Raw genomic sequence first — 22587 nt, forward strand, 5'->3', positions numbered from 1 at the left:
GGTGCCGGCCGCTGCCGCGGCCGGCGGTGCCCCCGGCGCCTGCCGGCGCCGGGGGCCTGGTGGGGCGCCGGTCTCAGTCGAGCAGGGCGATCGCGGTGGGGGCGTCCACCCCGCGCTCGGCCAGCTCCTCGAACTCGACCACGCCGTCGATCTCGGTGCCCATCGAGATGTTGGTGACCCGCTCGAGGATCACCTCGACCACGACCGGCACCTGGTGCTCGCCGGCGAGGGTGCGGGCCTCGGCGAAGGCCTCGCGCAGCTTCTCCGGGTCGGTCACGCGCAGCGCCTTGCAGCCGAGCCCCTCGACCACCTTCAGGTGATCCACACCATACCCCTGGGTCTCGGGGGAGTTGATGTTCTCGAAGGCGAGGGAGACGTTCTGCTCCATCTTGAACCCGCGCTGGGACTGGCGGATCAGGCCCAGGTAGGAGTTGTTCACGACCACGTGCACGTAGGGCAGGTTGAACTGCGCGCCCACGGCCAGCTCCTCGATCATGAACTGGAAGTCGTAGTCGCCCGAGAGGGCCACCACGTTGGCCTCCGGCACGGCGCGCACCACGCCCAGGGCGGCGGGGCCGGTCCAGCCCAGCGGGCCGGCCTGCCCGGCGTTGATCCACTTGCGCGGGCCGTAGACGTGCAGGAACTGCCCGCCGGCGATCTGGGAGAGCCCGATCGTGGAGACGTAGGTGACGTCCGTGCCGAAGGCCGCGTTCATCTCCTCGTAGACGCGCTGGGGCTTGACCGGCACCTGCTCGAAGTGGGTCTTGCGGTGCAGCGTGCCCTTGCGGCGGGCGCAGTCCTTGACCCACTCGGAGCGGTCCGGCAGGCCGGGCCCGGAGCGGCGGTCGCGGGCGGCCTCGACGAGCACCTCCAGGGCCGCGCCGGCGTCGGAGACGATGCCGAGGTCGGGGGAGAAGACCCGCCCGATCTGGGTCGGCTCGATGTCCACGTGCACGAAGGTGCGCCCGCGGGTGTAGGTCTCCAGCCCGCCGGTGTGCCGGTTGGCCCAGCGGTTGCCGATGCCCAGCACGAAGTCCGACTCCAGGAACGTGGCGTTGCCGTAGCGGTGGGAGGTCTGCAGGCCGACCATGCCGGCCATCAGCGGGTGGTCGTCGGGAATGGTGCCCCAGCCCATGAGGGTCGGGATCACCGGCACGTCGAGCAGCTCCGCCAGCTCCACGAGCTTGTCCGAGGCGTCGGCGTTGACGATCCCGCCGCCGGCCACGATCAGGGGCCGCTCGGCGGCGGCCAGCATGTCCAGGACCTTCTCGGCCTGGGCGCGGGTGGCCGCCGGCTTGTGCACGGGCAGCGGCTCGTAGAGGTCGATGTCGAACTCGATCTCGGCCAGCTGCACGTCCAGGGGCAGGTCCAGCAGCACGGGCCCCGGCCGGCCCGAGCGCATCAGCGAGAAGGCCTTCTGGAAGGCGCCGGGGATCTGGCCGGGCTCGAGCACGGTCATGGCCATCTTGGTGACGGGACCGGCGATGGCGGCGATGTCCACGGCCTGGAAGTCCTCCTTGTGCAGCTTCGCGACCGGGGCCTGCCCGGTGATGCACAGGATCGGGATCGAGTCCGCGGAGGCGGAGTACAGGCCCGTGATCATGTCCGTGCCGGCCGGGCCGGAGGTGCCGATGCACACCCCGATGTTGCCGGCGGCGGCGCGGGTGTAGCCCTCCGCCATGTGGGAGGCGCCCTCGACGTGGCGGGCGAGGGTGTGCCGGATGCCGCCGTGGGCGCGCATCGCGGAGTAGAGCGGGTTGATCGCGGCGCCGGGCAGGCCGAAGGCCTCGGTGGCGCCCTCCTTCTCGAGGATGGCGACGACGGCGTCGACCGTGCGCATTCTGGCCATGGTGGAACTCCTTGCGGGCGGGACCCGGGCGGGTCGGGCGGGTCGGTGCGGATCGGGTGGTGCGGGCTCAGCCGTCGGTGCGGCCGGAGAGCTCCTGGGTGAGCTTGAACAGCCCGGAGTGGTCCAGGCCCCCGTCGCCGCGGGCGACGGTCGCGGCCACGAGCTGGGCGACGAGCGCGCCGAGCGGGACGCTCACCCCGGCCTCGCGGGCCGCGGCGGTGACGATGCCCATGTCCTTGTGGTGGAGCTGGAGGCGGAAGCCGGGCTCGAAGCTGCGGTCGAGCATCTTCTGGCCCTTCTGATCGAGGACCTTGGAGCCGGCGAGGCCGCCGCCGAGGACCGTCAGCGCGGCGTCGGTGTCCACGCCGTAGGCCTCGAGGAAGACCACGGCCTCGGCGAGCAGCTGGATGTTGCCGGCCACGATGAGCTGGTTGGCGGCCTTGACGGTCTGCCCGGAGCCGGAGGGGCCCACGTGGACGATGGTGCGCCCGACGCCCTCGAGGACGGGGCGGGCCTCCTCGAAGTCGCCGGCCTCGCCGCCGACCATGATGGAGAGCACGCCGTCGATCGCGCCCTGCTCCCCGCCGGAGACCGGCGCGTCGAGCGGGCGGACCCCGGCCGCGCGGGCCTGCTCGGCGAGGCGGACGGCGACGTCGGGGCGGATGGTCGAGGCGTCGATCCACAGCGCGCCCTGCTCCGCGTGGGCGAACACGCCGTCCTCCCCGGTCACGACGGCCTCGACGTCCGGGGAGTCGGGGACCATGGTGATCACGACGTCGGCCCCGGCCACGGCCTCGGCCACGGAGGAGGCGCCCTGCCCGCCGGCGGCGACGAGCTGGTCGGTCTTCTCCTGGGAGCGGTTGTAGCCGGTGACCCGGTGGCCGGCGGCCACGAGGTTCCTGGCCATGGGCAGGCCCATGATGCCGAGGCCGATGACGGCGACGGTGGCGGTGGTGGACGCGCCGGCGGCGGCGGTGGTGGTGGCGGGGGTGGTCATGCGGTGCTCCTCACGGTGCGGCAGCGCGGTGCGGCTGCGGGATGCGGAAGGGGTCGGGGTCCCGGGCGGGGCGGCCCGGGCGGCGAGGCTCAGGCGGAGGCGGCGCGGGCCAGCCAGGCGAAGGGGTCGGGCTGGGAGGCCTTGTACTCGAGGCCGATCCGGCCGGTGTAGCCGAGCTCGTAGGTCCGGTCGATCCAGCGCTGCAGGGGCAGCTCGCCGGTGCCGGGCTCGTTGCGCCCGGGGGCGTCGGCGATCTGGACGTGCCCGAACCCGGCGGCGTGGGCCTCGATCACGGCCCCGACGTCGTCCCCGTTGACGGCCAGGTGGTAGAAGTCCGCGAGCAGGGCGATGTTCTGCGGCCCGGCGGCCCGGACCGCCCCGATGACGTCCAGGGCGTCCTGGGCGGTCTTCAGCGGGTAGGCCTCCGTGCCCGAGACCGGCTCGAGCAGCACGGTGCCGCCGATGCCGGCCACGCCCTCGGCGGCGGCCACGAGGTTGGCCACGGCCAGCTCGTCCTGGGCCTCGGGGCGGTGCCCGTCCCGGCGGTTGCCGTAGAGGGCGTTGAAGGCGCGGCAGCCGGTGCGCTCGCCGATGGCGGCGACCACCGCGATGTTCTGCGCGAACTCGTCCTCGCGGCCGATCCAGGACACGAGGCCGCGGTCGCCGGCGGGCATGTCCCCGGCGTTGAAGTTCAGCCCGCTCAGCTGCACCCCGGCGTCGTCGAGCGCGCGCACGAAGGCGTCGACGTCGCGGTCGGCGGGCACGGACTCCGCGAAGGGCCACCAGAACTCGACCGCGTCGAAGCCGGCGGCCTTCGCAGCGGCGGGCCGCTCGAGCAGCGGCAGGTCGGTCAGCAGGATGGAGCAGTTGACGGTATAGGACATCGGGTTCCTCCTGAGGTCGAGCGCTCCTGCCATCTATTTCATGATGCGGAACTTGTCTTCTGTCTTGTGGAACAGCCTACGGGTCGTTGTGACGCAGGTCAACGCCTGAATGAAATATTGATTTCATGATGCGGAAGTCTCCGGGTGTGGAAGTCCCGGGGTGTGGAAGTCCCGGGATGTGGAAGGACCCCGTGCCGCCGCGGTGGCAGGCGGCACGGGGTCCGGTCTGGTGGGGGCGGGTGCGCCCCGGCGTCAGCGCAGCTTCATCTGCCGGTTGACGTCCTTGTAGAGGAGGTAGCGGAAGCGGCCCGGACCCCCGGCGTAGCAGGCCTGCGGGCAGAAGGCGCGCAGCCACATGAAGTCACCGGCCTCCACCTCCACCCAGTCCTGGTTGAGCCGGTAGACGGCCTTGCCCTCGAGCACGTAGAGCCCGTGCTCCATCACGTGCGTCTCGGCGAACGGGATCACCGCGCCGGGCTCGAAGGTCACGACCGTCACGTGCATGTCGTGGCGCAGGTCGTCCGGGTCCACGAAGCGGGTGGTGGCCCACTTCCCGTCCGTGCCGGGCATGGGGGTCGGCTCGACCTCCTGGTCCGAGGTGATCACGGGCTCGGGGACCTCGAGGCCCTGGACGTACTCGTAGGCCTTGCGGATCCAGTGGAAGCGGGCCGGCTCGGCACCGGGGTTGCGCACGGTCCACTCGCACTCCGGCGGCAGGTAGGCGTAGCCACCGGGGGCGAGCTCGTGCTCCTCGCCCTCCACGGTCAGGGCCAGGGAGCCCTCCATGACGAACAGCGCGGACTCCACGCCCGAGTCGGTCTCGGGGCGGTCGCTGCCGCCGCCCGGGCCGACCTCCATGACGTACTGCGAGAAGGTCTCCGCGAACCCGGACAGGGGCCGGGCCAGGACCCACGCGCGGGTCCCGTCCCAGAACGGGAGCCTGCTCGTGACGATGTCGCGCATCGTCCCGCGCGGGATCACCGCGTAGGCCTCCGTGAACATCGCCCGGTCCGTCAGCAGGTCGGTCTGCGGCGGGTGCCCGCCGTGCGGGGCGTAGTAGGTGCGGTCGGTCATCTCATCTGCCTCCAGGGGTCGGGGCGCTCAGGGCGGCCTCGGGGTGGGCGAGCTCGGCCAGCTCCCGCTCGCCGAGGCCGGCGGCCTCCGCGAGCTCCGGTGCGCCGACCGCCCCGCACAGCACGCCGCGGTGCACGAAGCGGGCCAGGGCCCGGGCGGTCGCCGGCTCGTCGGCGACGTCGGCCGCCTCGATGCCCGGCACGGAGCGGGAGCGGTAGACCTTCAGCCGGTGCGCCGCGGCGTCGAAGGACCGGCGGTAGAAGGCGTAGGTGCTCAGGTAGCGGGTCGGCAGCTGGTGGGCGTGCAGGTCCCAGCCCTGGTACAGCCCGCGCTCCAGGGAGCGGCGGACCAGCCGGGCGTGCAGGGCCCAGGCCTCCCGCCGCTGGGACGGATCGCCCACCGGCAGCCGGTTGGTCGACCCGTCGGACAGGCGCACCCCGGTGCCGGCGACCGCGACCTGCATGACCTGCTTGGCGTGGTCGGCCACCGGGTGCTCCATCGACTGGAACTCCGCGGCGACCCCCAGCGAGGCCGAGTAGTCGTAGGTGCCGTAGTGCAGGGCCGTGACCCGGCCCCCGCCCGCGCGCAGCATCGCCGGGATCGGGCACGTCCCGTCCGGGCCCACGATCATGGGGGCCGTCTCCATCTGGATCTCGAAGCGCAGCCGCCCCTCGGGCAGGCCCAGCGCCTGCTCGAGCGCCCGGCAGGCCTCGACCATGACTTCGACCTGGGCCACGGCCGAGACCTTCGGCAGGGTCAGCACCAGCCCCGGCGGCAGGCCGTCCTCGGCGACCCCCGCGGCGGCCAGCCCGCCCTCGCGCACCAGCGCCGTGACGAACAGGTCCAGCGTGCGCAGCCCGCGCTCGCGGGTGGCGGCCTCCAGGCACTTGAACCGGATGCCGGCGAACGCCGGCTGGGGCGCCTGCCCGCGGTGGCGGGAGCGGGCCATCGCGGCCACGGTGCGCGCGGCCCCGACCGCGGCGGCGTCCTCCTCGGCGTCCGGGCGCTGCCCGTAGCCGTCCTCGAGGTCCAGGCGCAGGTCCTCGACCGGCTCCTCGCGCAGCTTCCGGACGGTGCGGGCCACGACCTCCGCCCGCAGGTGCTCCTCGACCCCGGCGAGCTCCGCGAGGACCTCCGGGCCGCCGGCCTCCTCGGCCGCCGCCAGCGCCGCCTCGCCCCACTCCCGCGGGGTGTCCGGGGTGACGAGGTCGGCGGGGACGTAGCAGGTGTGCACCGGCTGCCGGCTCCCGTCGTCGCCCGGGTAGAGGCGCTCGAGGTCGGCGTCCGTGCCGGCCAGCAGCGCCGCGGCGCGCTGCCCGAAGGAGGCGGGCAGGCTGGTCCCCGGGGCGCTCACCGGCCCTCGATGAGGTCGTAGGCCGGGAGGGTGAGGAAGTCCACGTACTCCTCGCCGAGCACGAGGTCGGCGATCAGCCGGGCGGCGGGCTCGAAGTGCTTCTCGAAGCTCTGCGCGTCGACCTCCCCGCGCAGCACCTCCTTCTGCCGCTCGAGCTCCTCGGCCACGAGCTCACGGGTGGCCGTGGCACCGGTGTCCTCGTAGACCACGCCGTTGCGGATCTGCTGCCAGACCTGCGACCGGGAGATCTCGGCCGTCGCGGCGTCCTCCATGAGGTTGTGGATGGCCACCGCGCCGTTGCCCGACAGCCACACCGCGGTGTAGCGGATCGCGACGTAGAGGTTGAGGGCGAGCTCCTTCTGGGTGCGCACGGCGCCGGCGCTGGGGACGTCGAGCAGCTGCTCGGGGGTGACCTGCACGTCCTCGCGCAGGCGGTCCACCTGGTTGGGCTTCTCACCGAGCACGGCGTCGAAGACCTCGCGGCAGGTGGCGACCAGGTCGGGGTGGGCCACCCACGAGCCGTCGAAGCCGTCCTCGGCCTCGCGGGTCTTGTCGGCCCGCACCTTGGCGAAGGCCGCCTCGGTGACCTCCGGCTCGCGGCGGTTGGGGATGAACGCGGCCATCCCGCCCATCGCGAAGGCTCCGCGGCGGTGGCAGGTCTTCACGAGCAGCTCGGTGTAGGCGCGCATCAGCGGGGCGGTCATGGTGATCGTGGAGCGGTCCGCCAGGACGAACTTCTCGCCCGCGTCGCGGAAGTACTTGATGATGCTGAACAGGTAGTCCCAGCGCCCGGCGTTGAGCCCGGAGGCGTGGTCGCGCAGCTCCCAGAGGATCTCGTCCATCTGGAACGCGGCCGGGATGGTCTCGATGAGCACGGTCGCGCGGATCGTGCCGTGCTCGATGCCCAGGTGCTCCTCGGCGAAGGTGAACACGTCGTTCCACAGCCGGGCCTCGAGGTGGGACTCCATCTTCGGCAGGTAGTAGTACGGTCCGTGGCCGTTGGCCAGCAGCTGCCGGGCGGTGTGGAAGAAGTGCAGGCCGAAGTCCACCAGGGACCCGGAGGCCGGCTTCCCGTCGACCGTGACGTTGTGCTCGGGCAGGTGCCAGCCGCGGGGGCGGGCGACGACGACGGCCAGCGGCGCGTCCTGGCGCAGGCTGTACTCCTTGCCCTCGGGGGAGGTGAAGGAGAGGGTGCCGCGGGCGGCGTCGCGCAGGTTGAGGATGCCGTCGACCTGGTTGTGCCAGGTGGGGCTCGAGGCGTCCTCGAGGTCGGCCAGCCAGACCTTCGCCCCGGAGTTCAGGGCGTTGATCGCCATCTTGGCGGGGGCGGCCGGGCCGGTCATCTCGACCCGCCGGTCCTGCAGCGCCGGCGGCGCCGGTGCGACCGTCCACTCGCTCTCCCGGATCTGCTTCGTCTCCGGCAGGAAGTCGAGGGTGCCGCTCGCGGCGGCGGCGCGGCGGTTGTCCTCGCGCGCGCCGAGGAGCTCCTCGCGGCGGGACGCGAAGCGGCGGTGCAGCTCCGCCACGAAGGCGAGGGCCTCGTCGGTGAGGATCTCCCCGGCGCGCTCAAGCGCCGGCGGCAGGACGTGCTCGATGGTGCTGGTGGTCATGGGTGCCTCCTGTGGGCGTGGGAACGGGCGGGTGGTCGGGCTCAGACCGCGGCGGGCACGGAGGCGTCGACGGTGGCGCCGACCTCCTGGGCGGTCCGGCGCACGGCCTCGGCCACGGCCGGGGCCACGGCGGGGTCGAAGACGCTCGGGACGACGTAGCTGGCGTTGAGCTCCTCGGCGCCCACGCAGTCGGCGATCGCCCGGGCGGCGGCGACGAGCATCTCCGTGGTGATGTCGGTCGCGCCGGCGTCGAGCAGGCCCCGGAACAGTCCCGGGAAGGCGAGGACGTTGTTGATCTGGTTGGGGAAGTCGGAGCGCCCGGTGGCGACGACCTCGGCGTGCTGGGCGGCCGCGGCGGGCTCGACCTCCGGGTCCGGGTTGGCCATCGCGAAGACGATGGCGCGCTCGTTCATCGTGGCGACGTCCGCGGCGTCGAGCAGGTTCGGCGCGGAGACGCCGACGAACACGTCGGCCCCGGCCAGGGCCTCCTTGAGCGAGCCCGAGAAGCCGGACTCGTTGGTGTGCTCGGCGATCCACTGCCGGTGGGCGTCGTCGTAGGACTCCCCGCGGTGGATGGCGCCCTTGCGGGAGCAGGCGACGATGTCCCCGGCGCCCTGCGCCTTGAGCAGCTGGATGATGGCGTGCCCGGCGGCGCCGACGCCCGAGACCACGATGCGGACGTCCTCGATCTTCTTGTCCACCACGCGCAGGGCGTTGAACAGGGCGGCGAGGGCCACGATGGCGGTGCCGTGCTGGTCGTCGTGGAAGACGGGGATGTCGAGCTCCTCGCGCAGGCGGGCCTCGATCTCGAAGCAGCGGGGGGCCGCGATGTCCTCGAGGTTGACGCCGCCGTAGACGGGGGCCATGGCCTTGACGATGCGCACGATCTCGTCGGTGTCGGTGGTGTCGAGGCAGACGGGCCAGGCGTCCACGCCGCCGAAGGCCTTGAACAGGGCGGCCTTGCCCTCCATGACGGGCAGGGCCGCGGCGGGGCCGATGTCGCCGAGGCCGAGCACGGCGGTGCCGTCGGTGACCACGGCCACGGTGTTGCGCTTGATGGTCAGGCGGCGGGCGTCCTCGGGGTTCTCCGCGATGGCCGTGCACACGCGGGCGACGCCCGGGGTGTAGGCGCGGGAGAGGTCGTCGCGGTTGCGCAGCGAGACCCGCGGGGTGAGCTCGATCTTGCCGCCGAGGTGGATCAGGAAGGTGCGGTCGCTGACCTTGCGCACCTGCACGCCCTCGAGGGCCTCCAGGGCGTCGCGCACCTCGTCGCGGTGGGCGGCGTCGGCCACGTTGCAGCTGACGTCGACGACCACGTGGTCGGGGTGGGACTCGACGATGTCGAGGGCGGTCACCGCGGCGCCGGCCGTCGCGGCGGCGGAGGCGATCTCGCTCGTGGCGGTGAAGCTGGACGGAGCCTGCACGCGCAGGATCATCGAGTATCCGGGGCTGGGAGTGGCCATGGGTTCCTCCGGTCGGGACGGGCGTTTCATCGTATGGCGGAATGAAAATTCCGTATTATGGATATTATGGAACGACCGGGGTGTTGGCAAGGTCACAGCAGGATCGGCTGAACGTGTCGAGGTCCAGCTTGCCCCGTCCCGTCCGCGACGAACAGGAGTGCACAACCATGGCCGAACGAGCTGCCACCGGCGGCGTCCAGTCGGTGGAGCGGGTCTTCGAGCTCCTCGAGGTGATCACCGCCGCGGGCGGCGAGATGTCCCTCAGCGAGCTCTCCGCCACCGTGAACCTGCCGCTGCCCACCATCCACCGCCTGCTGCGCACGCTCGTGCCCTCCGGCTACGTCCGCCAGCTGCCCAACCGCAGCTACGCCCTCGGGCCCCGTCTCATCCCGCTGGGGGAGGGGGCGAGCCGCCAGCTCGGCTCCGCCGCGCGGGGGCGGCTGGAGCAGCTCGTGCGCGAGCTCGGGGAGTCCGCGAACATGGCGGTGCTCGACGGCCAGCAGGTCGTCTACATCGCCCAGGCGCAGTCGAACCGGTCCATGCGGATGTTCACCGAGGTGGGCCGCCGTGCCGACACGCATGACACCGGGGTGGGCAAGGCGATCCTGGCGACCCTGCCGGACGAGCGCGTGCGCGAGATTGTCCTCTCCGCGGGCATGCCCACGCCCACCGAGAAGACCCTGGGGACCCCCGAGGCGCTGTTCGCCGACCTCGAGCGGATCCGGGAGCGCGGCTACGCCGTGGACGACGAGGAGCAGGAGCTCGGGGTGCGCTGCTACGCCATGGCGGTGCCGGGGGCGCCCACGCCGACGGCGATCTCCGTCTCGGGGCCGATCAGCCGCGTGGACGAGGACTTCGCCGCGCGCGCCGTGCCGGTGCTGCACCGGATCGCCGAGGAGATCGCCGCCGATCTCGCCCCCGCGGGGGTCTGAGCTCCCGCGGGGCCTGCGGCGCCCTGCGGGGTCCGCCCGCGACGACGACGGCGCCGCCGGTGGTGCCGGCGGTGACGTCGTCCAGCCGGTAGCGCTCGTGCGCCTGCGCCGGGGCCGCGGCGTCGACCTCGCCGCGGTCGGCCAGCAGCTGCAGCGTGCGCACCACGATCGAGTGCACGTCCGTGCGGAACCAGCGCCGGGCGGCGGCGCGGGTGTCGGAGAAGCCGAAGTCGTCCGCGCCCAGCGTGGCGAAGTCGTTCGGGACGTACTGGCGGATCATGTCCGGCAGCTCCGAGACGAAGTCGGTCGAGGCGATCACGGGACCCTCGGCCCCGGCCAGCTGCCGGGTCACGAACGGGGTCCGGCGCGGGGCGCCCGGGTCGCGCAGCCGCTCTTTCTCGGCGGCCAGGCCGTCGCGGCGCAGCTCGGTCCAGGAGGTCACCGACCAGACGTCGGCCGCCACGCCCCACTCCTGCTCGAGCAGCCGCTGGGCCTCGAGCGCCCACGGCACCGAGACCCCCGAGCCCAGCAGCTGGGCCCTCGGTCCATCGGCCGTCGAGCGGGAGACCCGGTGGATGCCGCGCACGATGCCCTCGACGTCGACGTCCTCCGGCTCGGCCGGCTGCTGGTAGGGCTCGTTGTAGACGGTCAGGTAGTACATGACGTCCGGGTCGGTGGAGTCGGGCCCGTACATCTGCTCCAGGCCGTGGCGGACGATGTGGGCGATCTCGTAGCCGTAGGCCGGGTCGTAGGCCCGCACGGCGGGGTTGGTGCCGGCGAGCACGGGGGAGTGGCCGTCGGCGTGCTGGAGGCCCTCGCCGGTGAGGGTGGTGCGCCCGGCGGTGGCGCCGATGACGAACCCGCGGGTCATCTGGTCGGCGGCGGCCCAGAAGGAGTCGCCGGTGCGCTGGAAGCCGAACATCGAGTAGAAGATGTAGACCGGGACCATGGGCTCGCCGTGGGTGGCGTAGGAGGTGCCGGCGGCGGTGAAGGCGGCGGTGGAGCCGGCCTCGTTGATCCCGGCGTGGAGGATCTGGCCTTGGGGGGACTCCTTGTAGGCGAGCATGAGCTCGCGGTCCACGGAGAGGTAGTTCTGCCCGTTGGGGTTGTAGATCTTGGCGGTGGGGAAGAAGGAGTCCATGCCGAAGGTGCGGGCCTCGTCGGGGACGATCGGCACGATCCGGTGGCCGAACTCCTTCTCCCGCATGAGGTCCTTCAGCAGCCGCACGAAGGCCATCGTGGTGGCCGCCTGCTGCTTGCCCGACCCGCGGCGGGTCCCGGCGTAGGCCTTCTCCCCGGGCAGCACGACGGGGGTGTGCGCCGTGCGGCGGGCCGGGACCGGCCCGCCCAGCTGCCGGCGGCGCTCGAGCAGGTACTCGATCTCCGGGGAGTCCGGGCCGGGGTGGTAGTACGGGGCGTTGTAGAGGTCGTCCTCGATCTGCTCGTCGGTCACCGGGATGCGCAGGTGGTCCCGGAAGGCCTTGAGGTCCGCCATGGTCAGCTTCTTCATCTGGTGGGTCGCGTTGCGGGCCTCGAAGGAGGCGCCCAGCCCGTAGCCCTTGACGGTCATCGCGAGCACCACCGAGGGCTTGCCCTCGAACTCGGTCGCCGCCTTGTACGCCGCGTAGACCTTGCGGTAGTCGTGGCCGCCGCGCTTGAGGGCCCAGATCTGCTCGTCGGTCATGTCCGCGACGAGCTCCTTGGTGGCCGGCGACCTGGCGAAGAAGTGGTCGCGCACGAAGCCCCCGGACTCCGCCTTGTAGGTCTGGTAGTCGCCGTCGAGGGTCTCGTTCATGATCCGCACGAGCTCGCCCTCGCGGTCGGCCGCCAGGAGGGGGTCCCACTCCCGGCCCCACAGGACCTTGATGACGTTCCAGCCGGCCCCGCGGAAGAAGGCCTCCAGCTCCTGGACGATCTTGCCGTTGCCGCGCACCGGCCCGTCGAGGCGCTGGAGGTTGCAGTTGATCACGAAGTTGAGGTTGTCGAGGCGCTCGTTGGCGGCCAGCTGGAGCAGCCCGCGCGACTCCGGCTCGTCCATCTCGCCGTCGCCGAGGAACGCCCACACCTGCTGGTCGGAGGTGTCCTTGATCCCGCGGTGGTGCAGGTAGCGGTTGAACTGCGCCTGGTAGATCGCGTTCATGGGACCGATGCCCATCGACACGGTCGGGAACTGCCAGAACTCCGGCAGGCAGCGGGGGTGCGGGTAGGAGGGCAGCCCGTGCGGGGCCTTCGAGCGCTCCTGGCGGAACCCGTCGAGGTCCTCCTCGCTGAGCCGGCCCTCGAGGAAGGCCCGGGCGTACATGCCGGGGGAGGCGTGCCCCTGGAAGAAGACCTGGTCGCCGCCGCCGGGGTGGTCGGGGCCGCGGAAGAAGTGGTTGAACCCCACCTCGTAGAGCGTCGCGGCGCCCGCGTAGGTGGAGATGTGCCCGCCGACCCCGATCTCGGGGCGCTGGGCGCGGTGCACGAGCACCGCGGCGTTCCAGCGCAGCCAGGCCCGGTAGCGGCGCTCGATCTCCTCGTCGCCGGGGAACTCCGGCTCCTGGTCGGCCGGGATCGTGTTGACGTAGTCGGTGGTCGTCACCATCGGCACGCCCACGCTGCGGGCGCCGGCCTGCTGGAGCAGCGAGCGGACGATGTACTGGGCGCGGGAGGTGCCGCGGGTCTCGACGAGGTCCTCGAAGGACTCCAGCCACTCCTGGGTCTCGCCGGGGTCGGCGTCGGGGAGGTCGGTGGTGAGCCGGCTGCGGATCTCACCCAGCCGTTCGGGGGTCGTGGTCATGGTGCGTGCCTCGTTTCGTCGGTGCGGGGGTGCCCCGCGGACGGGACGCGCCGGGCACCGTGGTGCGGTGCCCGGCGCGTCCGTGGTCGGTGTCGGTGGTGGCCCGGGGCGGGCCGGGACGTCAGTGGGCGGAGGAGGCGTCGTCGCCGGAGCGGCAGATGCGGGTGTCGATGATCTCGCCGGCGGCGGTGACCACCGGGACCTCGTTGCCGTCGCAGTCCACGAGCTTGCCGTCGCGGACGGTGTCGCCCTCCTGCAGGTGCTCCTGCAGGTGCTCGAGGCTCTCGTAGCGCACGGCGCGCACGGGGGCGTTGGCGAAGACGGAGCCGGTGCCCCGCGGCGGGTTGCCGGCGCGGAACTCGTTGAACAGCAGGTTCAGCAGCACGGCCATCACGGCGGCGGAGCTGATGCCGGAGTGGAAGATCGTCTCGAACCAGCCGGGGAAGTTCGCGTAGATCTCCGGGACGGCGATCGGCAGCATGCCGAACCCGATGGAGGTCGCCACGATGATGAGGTTCGCGCCGTTCTTGTAGTCCACCTTGGCGAGGGTGCGGATGCCGGAGGCGGCCACGCTGCCGAAGAGCACCACGCCGGCGCCGCCGAGCACGGGCGGGGGCACCGCCGCCACGACCCGGCCCAGCACCGGCAGCAGGCCGAGGGTGAGCAGGATGAAGCCGCCGGCGGTGACCACGAAGCGGCTCTTGACGCCGGTGATCGCCACGAGGCCCACGTTCTGGGCGAAGGCGCTCTGGGTGAAGCCGTTGAACAGCGGGGCCACCGCGGAGGCGGCCATGTCGGCGCGCAGGCCGTCGGCGATGCGCTTCTTGTCGACCTTGGTGTCCACGATCTCGCCGACCGCGATGATGTCGGCCGTGGTCTCGGTGAGGATCACCAGCACGACGATGAACATCGAGATGATCGCGGCGAGCTCGAAGACCGGCGGGCCGAAGGCCAGCGGCTGCGGGACGGCGAAGATGTCGCCCTCGAGGACCGTGCTGAAGTCCGCCTTGCCCAGCACCGTGGCCACGATCGTGCCCAGGACGAGGCCGATGAGGATCGACAGCCGGGAGATCGCCGCGCTGCCGACCTTGGACAGCAGCAGGATGATCAGCAGCGTCAGCCCGGCGAGCCCGATGTTGCCCACCGACCCGTAGTCGGGGGACTGGGCGTTGCCGCCCATGGCCCAGCGCCCGGCCACGGGGAAGAGGGTGAGCCCGATCGCGGTGATCACCACACCGGTGACCACCGGCGGGAAGAAGCGCACGATGCTGGCGAAGAACGGCGTGATGAGGAAGCCGAGGGCCGCCGAGGCGATCACGGCGCCGAAGACGGCCTGGATGCCGCCGTCGCCCTGGGCGATCGCGGTCATGGTCGCCACGGAGGCGAAGGACGTCCCCTGCACGAGGGGCAGCTGCGAGCCGAAGAACTTGATGCCCCACGACTGCAGGACCGTCGCGATGCCGCCCACGAACAGGCAGGCCGCGATGAGCAGGCCCATCTCCTGCGGGTCGACGCCGGCGACGCCGCCGATGATCAGGGGCGGGGCGATGATGCCGCCGTACATGGTGAGCACGTGCTGGAGGCCGTAGCCCAGGCTGGCGCCCACCCCGAGGAACTCGTCCTCCGGGCGCGTGCGGGTGGTCGTGGGCGGCTCGGCGGTGCGTGACCTGGCCATGGTGTTCTCCTAGGGATCCTGGTGACGGAAGAGACCCGGTGCCGGCCTCGACGGGGCGGGGACCGGGGCGGAGCGAGGAGGGGGAGAGGACGCGGCGGAACGGACCGGCGCGGGCGGCGGCGCCTCGAGGACGCCGGTGCGTGCGGGCGGGGCGGCTGCCCGGACCTGCAGGAGGGTGTGGCGGGGGAGGGGCCCGTCGTCGTGCGCGCGACGACGACGGACCCCGGGGCGCTCCGGTCAGGAGCGCGGGGCGGGACGGCGGGGCCGGCCGGCTCAGCAGAAGCCGGCGATGCCCGTCCAGGCGGCCTCGCGCAGCGGGGCCCCCTTGCGCTGGATCGTGGCCTCGATCAGGCCGAACGGGCGGTCCGCCGCGTAGTGCGTCTCGTTGTTGTTCGGCAGGTCGCAGAAGCCCAGGTCGTAGACGAAGTGGTGCTTGTTCGGGCAGGAGAACTTGATCTCGTCGATCTCGGGGTGGGCCTCGATGACGGCCTTGCCCATGAGGTACAGGGTCTCCTGCAGCGCCCGGGAGTAGTGGTCGGTGAACTTGGTGAGGATGATCCGCTTCACGTCCTCGTAGACGGCGTCGTGGTCGACGTCGGTGGTGTTGTAGCGCCACCGGGTCGCGACGTCGGTGGACATGATCCGGTCCTCCGTCTCGGGCAGGGTCGTGTACTTGTCCTTCGGGTAGCCCGCGAAGCCCGACTGCGTGGACTTCAGGACGGTCAGGTCCTTGAACCCGGAGATCACGGTCCGCTCCTCGCCGTCGGCGACGACCACGGCGGTGCGCACCTCGTCCTTGTTCTGCACGAAGCAGTGGTCGTGGTCGTCGATGCGGTTCCAGGCGTACTCCTGGGCCGCCCAGCGCCCGCCCGTGATCCACTCGAACTCGCCGGTGAAGTGGTCGGCGAGCGTGAGCAGGAACTTCTCGGGGGACTCGATGCCGTACTGCTGGGCGAAGGCGAACACGGTCTGCTTCTGCGTGTCCGTGGGCACGCAGTGGGCGTTGTCGCCCACGGTGTGCACGGCCTCCAGGTCGCCGCGCAGCTGCGAGGTGACCACGAGGTCGCGGATCTCGTGGCGGTCGGTGTCGCGGTTGATGCGCACGACGTGGTTCTCGGCCTTGCCGTACTGGTTCCTGCCCAGGACGACGGTGTCCGTGGTCTTCTCGGTGACGACGTCGGTCATGACGTTTCTCCTAGCGGTGATGGTTTCTGCTGGCGGGGCGGTCGACGACGGGCTGTCCCGTCGACTCCTGGGTCAACTGCCCCTGTAGGTGGAAAAGGCGAACGGGCTGAGCAGGAGCGGCACGTGGTAGTGCTTCTCCTCGGCCTGCACCGTGAAGTGCACCGTCACGAACGGGTAGAACGTCGGCTGGTTCCTGCCGGCGAAGTACTCGCCCGTTCGGAAGGTGATCCGGTAGTCGCCGGATTCCAGGGTCTCTGGGCCCAGATCGGGCACGCGGCCGTCGGCGTCGGTGACGGCGGTCGCGACGGGGGAGCCGTCGGCGGTCTCGAGGACCACGGTGATCCCCCGGGCGGGGGTGCCGACGACGGAGTCGAGGACGTGGGCGGTGACGTAGCTCATGCGGTGACCAGCCCTTCGAGGCGGAGGAGGGCGATCTGGCGCAGCTGGTCGGCGACCACGGTGCGCTCCGTCGCGGGGTCGTTGTGCAGGCGCTGGGAGAGCTGCTCGAGGATCTCCTCGGGGCTGCGGCCGGCGGCGCGGATGAGGAAGACCTGGCCGAACTTCTCCTCGTAGGCGCGGTTGCCCTCCCGCAGCCGCCGCTGGACGTCCTCGTCGGAGGGGTCCACCGCGGCCTGCTCGGCGCGGGACAGGCTCGCCTCGGCGCCCTCGCCCGCGGCGCGCTCGCCGATGCGGGGGTGGTGGGACAGGGCCTGCTCGACCTCCGCGTCGGTGAGCGGCTCGGCGGCGGTGCGGGCCGCGCCCAGGAGGGCCTCCCGGTGCCAGTACGGGCGGGCGTCCGCGACGGCCTCGAGCCAGCGGGGGACGTCCAGCGCCGGGCGGATCGCCTGGACGGCGTCCTCCCGGGTCAGGCTGTTGAACTCGGTGAGATGCATCGGTCGCGCCCGGTTCCTTTCTGAATTCCGTGATGTGAAATAATAATTTCACTGAGAACAGTGAAGTGGCTCACAGCACAGAAGTCAATGGGTTCGGTCCATCGTTTTCATGTTCGCCCCGAAGTGTTACGCGCCGGCGACATCCGGCTCACGGGCGGCGCCGCGCGGGCCGGCGGGCAGGATGGGCGGCAGGCGCGCAGCGGCGCGCGACGAGCGGAAGGAGCAGGCATGAACGGCACGCAGGGTGCAGGAGCGGCGGGAGGCGCCGACCGGGCGCGCACGGGCACGGCGGTGGTCACCGGGGCCGGGTCGGGGATCGGGCGGGCCGTGGCCCGGGCCTTCCTCGACGAGGGGTGGGCGGTCGTGCTCGCCGGGCGCCGGCGGGGGCCGCTGGAGGAGACGGCGGAGGGGCGGCCGGGGGCGCACGTGGTCCCCCTGGACGTCACCGACGCGGCGGACGTCGCGGCCGGGTTCCGGCGCGCCGAGGCCCTGCTGGGCCGCCTCGACGTGCTGTTCAACAACGCGGGCACCTTCGGCCCGCGCGGCACGGCCGACGAGATCGACGTGGCGGACTGGGAGCGGACCCTGCGGGTCAACCTCACCGGCAGCTTCCTGTGCGCGGCCGAGGCCTTCCGGATCATGCGCTCGCAGGAGCCGCAGGGCGGGCGGATCATCAACAACGGCTCGGTCTCGGCCCACGCCCCGCGCCCGCTCTCGGCGGCCTACACGGCGAGCAAGCACGCGGTCACGGGGCTGACGCGGTCCCTGGACCTCGACGGCCGCCCCTACGGGATCAGCTGCGGGCAGATCGACATCGGCAACGCCGCCACCGAGCTGCTCGCGGGACTGGGCACCGACGGCGGGGCGCTGCAGGCCGACGGGTCGCTGCGGCCCGAACCGAGCTTCCCCGTGGCGGAGGTCGGGCGGGCCGTGCTGCTCATGGCGCAGCTGCCGCCCTCGGCCACGGTCAACTCGCTCGTGCTGACCGCCGCGGGCATGCCCTTCCAGGGCCGGGGCTGACCCCCTCCCCCCTCCCCCTCACCCTTCCGCGAGATCCCATGCCGAGGCCGAGATCCCATGTCGCACACGGGTGCGGCATGGGATCTCGGAGCTGCGATGGGATCTCGCGGAGAGGGGTGGTGCGGGATGGGGCGGCGGGGTGAGGGGGCGGCGGGATGAGCGGACGGTGCGGCTCAGGCCGCCAGCTGCTCGCGCAGGCGGGCCACGTGGCCCTGCGCCTGCACGTCGTACTCCGCCGAGGCGATCGTGCCCTGCTCGTCGACGACGAAGGTCGAGCGCAGCGGGCCCACGCGCGTCTCGCCGCCGACCGACTTCTCGCCCCAGGCGCCCCAGGCGCGTGCCGTCGCGGACTCCGGGTCGGAGAGCAGCCGGTAGGGCAGGGCGTGCTCCTCGGCGAAGCGGGCCAGGGTCTGCCGGTCGTCGGCCGAGACGCCCAGCACGGTGTAGCCCAGGCTCTCGAGGGAGGCGAGGTTGTCGCGGAAGTCGCACGCCTCGGACGTGCACCCGGGCGTGAACGCCTTCGGGTAGAAGTAGACGATCACCCGCCGGCCGCGCAGACCGGCCAGGTCCACCTCGCGGCCCTCGTGGTCGGCCAGGGCCAGGGCGGGGGCGGGGTCGCCCGCGCGGAGCTGCTGCGTCATGGGTCCTCCTCGTGGTGCTGCGGTGGTCGTGGTCCGAGTCTGCCCTGCCGGCCCCGGTGCCCGGGGTGCGGACGCGCCCGGTGCGCGGGCGCGTCCGGGCGGTCGCGAGCCGGTCCGGGCGGGGTCAGGCGAGCGGGCGGCGGACCGAGAGCCGGCCCACGGCCGCGCCGACGGCGGCCGAGGAGAGCGCGAGCACCCACAGCGGGGTGGCGCGGTGCTCCCGCTGCGGGGGGAGGCTCAGGTCCGGGTCGCAGTCGGCGCCCGTGTAGGTGAAGAACGTCGCCGGGGCGGCGTAGGCCGGTGCAGTGGTCATCGGAACTCCTCACAGTTCATTCTACGGAATAATAATTCCGTATCGTGAAACATAGCGTGGAGTGCGGAGGTGGTCAAGGGGTTCGGCGCAATTGCGGGCCCGAACAGGGGGCCCGGGACGGTCGCGCGCGGGTCGACGGGTCGCCACGGGCACGGGCCGTGGCGCGCCCCGGCGGGCAGCGGGTGAAGACCCGCCGGAGGCGGGACGGGGCCGGGAACGGCCGGGGTGCCGGAGCCCGAAGAAGAGGGGCCGGAGCGGCGGCGCTCAGTCGCGCAGCCGCAGCTCCGTGCACAGGTCCTCGCCGAGGACGAAGCGGCGCACCGGGGCCCGCACGGCCCCGGAGAGGTGGTCGGCGCCGGGGAAGCGGATGCCCGGCACGCCGTCGCCGATGAGCATCGGCGCGGTCGTGAGGAACAGCCGGTGCAGGGCGCCGGCGGCGAGGAAGCCGGAGACGGTGCGGCCCCCGCCCTCGACGAGCACCCGGTCCAGCCCCCGCCGCGCGAGCGCGGCGAGGACCTCGGCCGGGGCCAGGCGGCGTCCCGGGGCGGGCAGGCGCAGGAGTTCCACGTGCCCGGCGAGCCGTCCGGCCACGACGGCGTCCTCGCCCACGACCCACAGGGTCGGGGCGGCCCCGTCGGTCAGCACGGCCGCCCCCCGCGGGGAGCGGGCCGAGGGGTCCAGGACCACGCGCACGGGGTGCTCGCCGGCCACGGCCCGCACGGTCAGCCGGCAGTCGTCGGCGGCCACGGTGCCGGCGCCGACGACGACGGCGTCGACGAGCGCGCGCAGCCGGTGCAGGTGCTCCCGGTCCTCGGGGCCGGTGACGAACTCCGCGTGGCCGGTCCGGGAGGCGATGAAGCCGTCGAGGCTCTGGCCCAGCTGGGCGATCACCAGCGGGCCGTCCCGGGCGACGAGCGGGCCGTAGCGCTCGGCGAGCGCCGCGCCGGGGCCGTGCGCGGCGGGGACCTCGCCGGCCAGCAGCGCAGCCCACGCCGCGGCCCCGTCGGGGGCCGCGGCGTCGTCACGGGCGGGGACCTCGCGCACGGCGGGCTCAGCCGTGCGCGCGGAACCGGTCCCGGGCCGTCTCGCGGGCGACCTCGAGCAGCCGGTCGTACTGGTCGGCGGCCTCGGCCTCGAGGCGGCGCAGCTGCCCGGCGTCGAGGCGCGGCTCGTCGGGGACGAGCTCGAGCAGCGTGACCCACATGCTGCGCTTGGCCACCACGAGGGACTGCAGCATCTCGAGCTCGCCGTGGGCGGCGACCCCGGCGCGCTCGCGGATCCGGCTCAGCGGGTTGAGCCGGGAGGCGATGCCCGCGACCGTGCCCAGTGCCTTCGCGAGGGTGCGCCGCGAGAAGCCGAGCCGGGCGAGCATGGTCTCGAGCTCCTCGATGTCGTGGCGGATCTCCTCGTGGAACGTGGCGAAGCGCCCCTCGTGGGGGGTCCCGGCCCAGCTGCGGCGGGCCTCGTCGAAGAGCCGCACCCCGGACAGGGCGCCCATGTAGTGCCCGAGCATGTACGCCTCGAGCCGGTCGGCCCGCAGCGCGGCGGGGCGGGCGGTTCCGTCGTCGTCGGGCCGGGTCTGCTCGCTCACGGGGACCTCCTGGTCGTCGGTGCCGCGGGCCGTCCGGCCGCGGGGGCGTGGGTGCCCAGCGTACTGACTCGTGGGCGCGCACGGCAGGCGGGCGACGGCGTGCGACCGCCGCCGGGAGGATCGTAAGCGATGTGATTATCATGGGCGCATGAGCGAGCACAGCGACCAGGACCCCCGCACCGACGAGACCCTCGGCGCCCCGGCCCCCGAGCCGGGCAGCGGGCTCGACCGGGACCCGGACGAGTGGGCCACGGGCGAGGAGCCCATGACCGCCGCCCAGCGCAGCTACCTCGACACCCTGGCCCGCGAGGCCGGGGAGGAGCTGCCGGCCGACCTGACCAAGGCCGAGGCCTCCAAGCACATCGACCGGCTGCAGGACCGCAGCGACCGGGTCGGGGACGAGTAGTCCCCGCCCCGGGCAGGCGGCAGCCAGGACACCCGCCGCGAGGGCGGCCGACCGGAAGGAGAGCGCCGTGAGGATCGTCGTGCTGGGAGCGACCGGCAACGTGGGCACCGCCGTGCTGCGGCGGTTGCACGCCGCGCCCGGGGTCACGGATGTCGTGGGCGTGAGCCGCCACGGCCCGGAGCGCTCCGGGGCGCCGTACGACGGCGTGCAGTGGCACCGCCTCGACGTCGCCGACAAGGAGTGCGTCGCCCCGCTCGCGGAGGTGCTGCGCGGGGCCGACGCCGTGATCCACCTCGTGTGGCTGATCCGGCCCAACCGCGACCGCGCCGTGATGCACCGGACCAACGTCGACGGGCTCGTGCACGTCCTCGACGCGGTCGCCCTCGCCGGGGTCCCCCACGTCGTCTACCCCTCCTCGCTGGGGGCCTACGCCCCGGGGCCCAAGGACCGGCCCGTCGACGAGTCCTGGCCGCTGGGCGGGGTCGAGACCTCCCACTACAACGTGCAGAAGGCCGAGACCGAGACGATCCTCGACCGGTTCGAGGCGGCGCACCCGCAGGTGCTCGTCACCAGGCTGCGGCCCGGGTTCCTGTTCCAGGCGGCCGCCGGGCCCGAGATCCACGACTACTTCTTCGGCCCGCTCGTGCCCCGGTGGCTGGTGGCCCGGCTGCGGCTGCCCGTCCTGCCCTTCCCGGAGCGCTTCCGCTTCCAGGTGCTGCACACCGACGACGTCGCGGACGCGCTCTGGCGGGTGATCGACCAGCGGGCCGGCGGGGCCTTCAACGTCGCCGCCGAGCCCGTGGTGGGCCCCGACGGGCTGGCCCGGGTGCTCGGGGCTCGGCGGGTCCTTCCCGTCCCCCCGGCCCTCGTGCGGGCCGTCGTGGCCCTGGCCTACCGGCTGCGGCTGCAGCCCACCGACCCCGGGTGGATCGACCTGGCCGAGGCGGTGCCCGTCATGGACACCACCCGCATCCGCGAGGTCACCGGGTGGTCGGAGACCGTCAGCTCCCTCGACGCGATCCGCGAGCTGCTCGACGCCGCCGGCGGCCCCGAGGGGCTGGGCAACGCGGAGCACCGCGCGCGCTCCCCGCTGGTCTGACCGTGTTCCTCCATGACGTTGCTGTCACTGGCGGCAGCCGGCCTCGCGTCCTTCGCGACGCGACGTCCCGGTGGGGACCGCAGCACCGGCTGTCGTGCCGGGGCCCCGTCACGGCCGCGGCCGACCGTTGCCCCGGGCCGGCGCCGGGGCGTAGCGTCCCAGCACAGCGCCCGTCGCAGACACACGGAGGATCTCTCATGCGGCTCAGGACACAGGTGGGGATGCTCGCAGCGGCGGGCGTGCTGGTGCTGACAGGCTGCGGCGGCACCGCCGGGGACGACGCCGGGCAACCGGCCACCACGGCGCCCGGCGGCGATGCCCTCGCGGCGAGCATGCGCACCGCGGAGGAGGCCGGAGTGGGGACCGTGCGGTTCACCGAGGCCGAGGGCGGCATCCGGGTGGAGGCGCAGATCGACGGTCTGGAGCCGGGATTCTACGGTCTGCACGTCCACGGCACGGGCCTGTGCGAGCCGGACAGTGCGGCCCCGGGCGACCCGGCCGCGACGGGGTCGTTCCTCTCAGCCGGCGGGCACCTCGGCTCCGAGCGGGGCGAGCACCCCGACCACGCGGGTGATCTGCCGAGCCTCTACGTCACCGACAGCGGTCAGGGCGCCCTGACCGTCCTCACCGACCGGTTCACCCTGGACGAGCTCCGGGACGAGGACGGCAGCGCCGTGATGATCCACTCCGGGGCGGACAACTACGCCAACATCCCCGACCGCTACGCCCCCGACGGGCCGGACGAGGACACGCTGGGCACCGGCGACGCCGGCTCCCGCCTGGCCTGCGGCGTGGTGGAGTAGACCGGGGAGCGGGGCCGCA

General features: G+C 73.1%; 21 protein-coding genes. 5 read left to right on the forward strand and 16 right to left on the reverse strand.

All coding sequences use genetic code 11. The features are described from left to right. Positions 1-73: 73 nt before the first annotated feature. The 7 genes from gcl to AS188_RS04925 form a co-directional block, all read right to left on the reverse strand. A complete protein-coding gene (gene gcl / locus AS188_RS04895; protein ID WP_058857912.1) occupies positions 74-1849 on the reverse strand; it encodes a glyoxylate carboligase in 1776 nt (591 codons plus the stop codon). A 67-nt stretch (positions 1850-1916) separates the two neighbouring features. Further along, positions 1917-2846 (reverse strand): 2-hydroxy-3-oxopropionate reductase, encoded by a 930-nt coding sequence (locus AS188_RS04900; protein ID WP_058857913.1) that lies wholly within the window; start codon positions 2844-2846, stop codon positions 1917-1919. An 89-nt stretch (positions 2847-2935) separates the two neighbouring features. Next, complete coding sequence (locus AS188_RS04905; protein ID WP_058857914.1) at positions 2936-3730, reverse strand: hydroxypyruvate isomerase family protein; 795 nt, start codon at positions 3728-3730, stop codon at positions 2936-2938. Between the two features lie 252 nt (positions 3731-3982). Next, positions 3983-4804 carry a bifunctional allantoicase/(S)-ureidoglycine aminohydrolase gene (locus AS188_RS04910; RefSeq protein ID WP_058857915.1) on the reverse strand — a complete coding sequence of 274 codons (822 nt, stop codon included), beginning with the start codon at positions 4802-4804 and terminating at the stop codon, positions 3983-3985. 1 nt (position 4805) lies between these two features. After that, positions 4806-6158, reverse strand: coding sequence for a DUF6986 family protein (locus AS188_RS04915; RefSeq protein ID WP_058857916.1), 1353 nt, complete (start codon positions 6156-6158; stop codon positions 4806-4808). After that, complete coding sequence (gene aceB / locus AS188_RS04920) at positions 6155-7768, reverse strand: malate synthase A (RefSeq protein WP_058857917.1); 1614 nt, start codon at positions 7766-7768, stop codon at positions 6155-6157. The genes AS188_RS04915 and aceB overlap by 4 nt, the downstream gene beginning before the upstream one ends. Before the next feature lie 41 nt (positions 7769-7809). After that, positions 7810-9231, reverse strand: a complete 1422-nt coding sequence (locus tag AS188_RS04925) for an NAD-dependent malic enzyme (RefSeq protein ID WP_058857918.1) — start codon at positions 9229-9231, stop codon at positions 7810-7812. Between the two features lie 167 nt (positions 9232-9398). Between AS188_RS04925 and AS188_RS04930 the strand changes: the two genes are divergently transcribed. Further along, entirely contained in the window at positions 9399-10163 is a 765-nt protein-coding gene (locus AS188_RS04930) for an IclR family transcriptional regulator (protein WP_058857919.1), read from the forward strand. Here AS188_RS04930 and aceE read toward each other — a convergent pair. From aceE to uraD, 5 genes are all read right to left on the reverse strand, one after another. Next, positions 10066-12942, reverse strand: a complete 2877-nt coding sequence (aceE, locus tag AS188_RS04935) for a pyruvate dehydrogenase (acetyl-transferring), homodimeric type (RefSeq protein WP_083529256.1) — start codon at positions 12940-12942, stop codon at positions 10066-10068. The genes AS188_RS04930 and aceE overlap by 98 nt on opposite strands. A gap of 121 nt (positions 12943-13063) precedes the next feature. After that, a complete protein-coding gene (locus AS188_RS04940; RefSeq protein WP_058857920.1) occupies positions 13064-14617 on the reverse strand; it encodes a nucleobase:cation symporter-2 family protein in 1554 nt (517 codons plus the stop codon). Positions 14618-14890: 273 nt separating this feature from the next. Beyond that, positions 14891-15802, reverse strand: a complete 912-nt coding sequence (pucL, locus tag AS188_RS04945; protein ID WP_058857921.1) for a factor-independent urate hydroxylase — start codon at positions 15800-15802, stop codon at positions 14891-14893. A 72-nt stretch (positions 15803-15874) separates the two neighbouring features. Continuing rightward, entirely contained in the window at positions 15875-16201 is a 327-nt protein-coding gene (gene uraH, locus AS188_RS04950) for a hydroxyisourate hydrolase (RefSeq protein WP_058857922.1), read from the reverse strand. Beyond that, complete coding sequence (uraD, locus tag AS188_RS04955; RefSeq protein WP_058857923.1) at positions 16198-16695, reverse strand: 2-oxo-4-hydroxy-4-carboxy-5-ureidoimidazoline decarboxylase; 498 nt, start codon at positions 16693-16695, stop codon at positions 16198-16200. Before uraD ends, uraH begins: the two co-directional genes overlap by 4 nt. Positions 16696-16923: 228 nt before the next feature. Between uraD and AS188_RS04960 the strand changes: the two genes are divergently transcribed. After that, positions 16924-17715 (forward strand): SDR family oxidoreductase, encoded by a 792-nt coding sequence (locus AS188_RS04960; protein ID WP_058857924.1) that lies wholly within the window; start codon positions 16924-16926, stop codon positions 17713-17715. Between the two features lie 173 nt (positions 17716-17888). On the opposite strand, the gene bcp is transcribed toward AS188_RS04960, so the two are convergent. From bcp to AS188_RS04980, 4 genes are all read right to left on the reverse strand, one after another. Continuing rightward, positions 17889-18356 (reverse strand): thioredoxin-dependent thiol peroxidase, encoded by a 468-nt coding sequence (gene bcp / locus AS188_RS04965; protein ID WP_058857925.1) that lies wholly within the window; start codon positions 18354-18356, stop codon positions 17889-17891. Positions 18357-18480: 124 nt separating this feature from the next. Further along, positions 18481-18669, reverse strand: coding sequence for a hypothetical protein (locus tag AS188_RS04970; protein WP_058857926.1), 189 nt, complete (start codon positions 18667-18669; stop codon positions 18481-18483). A gap of 264 nt (positions 18670-18933) precedes the next feature. Further along, positions 18934-19713: a RibD family protein gene (locus AS188_RS04975; RefSeq protein ID WP_058857927.1), complete on the reverse strand. Its 780-nt coding sequence runs from the start codon at positions 19711-19713 to the stop codon at positions 18934-18936. 7 nt (positions 19714-19720) lie between these two features. Beyond that, positions 19721-20260, reverse strand: a complete 540-nt coding sequence (locus tag AS188_RS04980; protein ID WP_058857928.1) for a hypothetical protein — start codon at positions 20258-20260, stop codon at positions 19721-19723. A gap of 148 nt (positions 20261-20408) precedes the next feature. Between AS188_RS04980 and AS188_RS04985 the strand changes: the two genes are divergently transcribed. The 3 genes from AS188_RS04985 to AS188_RS04995 all read left to right on the forward strand — a co-directional run bounded on the left by AS188_RS04985 (position 20409) and on the right by AS188_RS04995 (position 22568). Beyond that, positions 20409-20666 (forward strand): DUF3072 domain-containing protein, encoded by a 258-nt coding sequence (locus tag AS188_RS04985; protein WP_058857929.1) that lies wholly within the window; start codon positions 20409-20411, stop codon positions 20664-20666. Between the two features lie 67 nt (positions 20667-20733). After that, positions 20734-21765, forward strand: coding sequence for an NAD-dependent epimerase/dehydratase family protein (locus AS188_RS04990; RefSeq protein ID WP_058857930.1), 1032 nt, complete (start codon positions 20734-20736; stop codon positions 21763-21765). 197 nt (positions 21766-21962) lie between these two features. After that, the gene (locus AS188_RS04995; RefSeq protein WP_083529257.1) at positions 21963-22568 is read left to right on the forward strand and encodes a superoxide dismutase family protein; all 606 of its coding nucleotides are present in this window, start codon (positions 21963-21965) and stop codon (positions 22566-22568) included. The last annotated feature ends 19 nt before the right edge of the window (positions 22569-22587 follow it).

Origin of the sequence: Kocuria flava, assembly GCF_001482365.1 — a bacterium.
Classification (GTDB): domain Bacteria; phylum Actinomycetota; class Actinomycetes; order Actinomycetales; family Micrococcaceae; genus Kocuria; species Kocuria flava.